This is a genomic window from Streptomyces otsuchiensis, assembly GCF_004305975.1.
In the GTDB taxonomy this organism is placed as follows: domain Bacteria; phylum Actinomycetota; class Actinomycetes; order Streptomycetales; family Streptomycetaceae; genus Streptomyces; species Streptomyces otsuchiensis.
Genome location: NZ_BHZI01000504.1, coordinates 1 through 1646, shown reverse-complemented (window position 1 = coordinate 1646; position 1646 = coordinate 1). Strand labels below are relative to the sequence as shown.

Here is a 1646-nt window from a genome sequence, read left to right as displayed (position 1 = left end):
CGTGAGATGGGCACGGTCGATCCCGGGACACGCCCGCAGCGCCCGCGCGGCAGGATCCCGGCATCCCTGGTCCGGACGGCCGGAGGGGAGCGGAGAGAAGACGCCGCGCGGGCGCTGCGGGCGTGTCCCGGGATCGACCGTGCCCATCTCACGCGTGGCCGTGCCTTCGGGGCGCGGCGGACGCGGACGGCGGAGAGCCACCCGCGGCGCGGGGGATCGCGGAGCAACGCGGGAGCGTCGCGATGGCCGCGGGGCGAACCGGTGATCCGGAGAAGACGCCCTATCGCATTCGCTTGGTCATGTGCACTCCTCGGCGACCGTGCTTGCCGGGGACCTTGCTGTCCACGGCCCGGTCATCACCCGGGGCACCCCGCCACGGTGGAGGGTTGCCGGACAGCGGGCCGGGGCCTTGGGTCGCTGTCACTCGTGACCTGGAAAGGAAGCTACCGCAACCGCCCCGCGCCCGCGCCACCTTGTTCCGGATACTGAGACCGCCGCCCGCCCACCGGGCCGGGAGCCGGGGGACGGGCGGCGGTGACCGAGCGGCACGAGCCGGCCGGGACGGTCAGAAGCCGTGCGGCAGCCAGGGCGCGGAGTCCGCCCCGAAGGCCGTCGAGGCGGCCGCGACCGCCCCGGGGCGCACTTCCTCCACCAGGCCCGCGCGGTGCAGCGCGGAGAGCGCCGTCCCGCCCAGATAGGCACCCCCGATCTCCCGCACCGACAGCCGCAGATCGGCCGCGTCCCCCGTCCGCACGCAGACCGCGCCCTCACGGTCGCCCGACAGCCGCCACCGCCCCTCGTTCCAGGGGCAGAACGGATCGGTGACCTCCAGCACCACGTCGACGGGCGCCGCGTACCGGCGGGCGGCCAGCGCTCCGCCCAGCTCCACCGGACGCAGATAGAGGCTGTCGCCCACCCGCACCCCGCACTCGCGGACATCGTCCACCAGGTACTGCCAGGCGTCGTCCACCGGCCGGTTGCGGCAGGTCACCCGCGTCGTCAGGTCGATGGAGAAGAGGAACCGCCACAGCGCCGCGTACACGGTGGTGTCGTCCGCCTCCAGCGACTGCACCCGCACCGTGCCCAGATAGGCCGACGGCCCGCCCTCGTCGTGCACCGAGTACCGCGCGTACCCGACGCTTTCGCCGTCCCGTTCCGCCAGCACACAGTGCTGCAGCACCGGGCCGTCGGCGGACCGCCCCGCGTCCAGTACCTCCAGCTCCTCCCAGCCCGCGGAGCGCTCCAGCATCCCCGGCCGCCGCCCGACCTGGCGCGCGTACACCCGCTCCGTCTCCTTGAGCGCGGTCCGAGAGTCGACCAGCCGCAGCCGGACCCCGTCCGAGTCCGGACCGCCCGGCGGCCCGGGCAGCCGCACCCGGGAGGTGTCGATCTGCGCGCGCAGCTTCCACGACGCCGCCCCGTACCCGAACCGGCCGTAGATCGCGGGCTGCGAGGCGGTCAGCACCGCCAGCGGCTCGCCGCCCTCGTACACCTCGTCCAGATGACGCCGGATCATCGAGGTCAGCAGGCCGCGCCGGCGATGGGTCGGCAGCACCCCGACCATGGTCAGCCCCGCCGCCGGGACCACCGCGCCGCCCGGGACCGACAGCCGGAACGAGAAGGCGGAGAGGGTGCCCACCACGTCC

Annotated in this window: 1 protein-coding gene and 1 riboswitch; the gene reads right to left on the bottom strand. The window is 75.0% G+C overall.

Annotated features, from left to right (window positions below; translation table 11 throughout):
• Positions 1 to 314: 314 nt before the first annotated feature.
• A riboswitch (SAM riboswitch) is annotated at positions 315 to 432 on the bottom strand.
• Positions 433 to 565: 133 nt separating this feature from the next.
• A partial coding sequence (locus E0D90_RS25480) for a GNAT family N-acetyltransferase (protein WP_130800271.1) occupies positions 566 to 1646 on the bottom strand: 1081 nt, incomplete at its 5' end.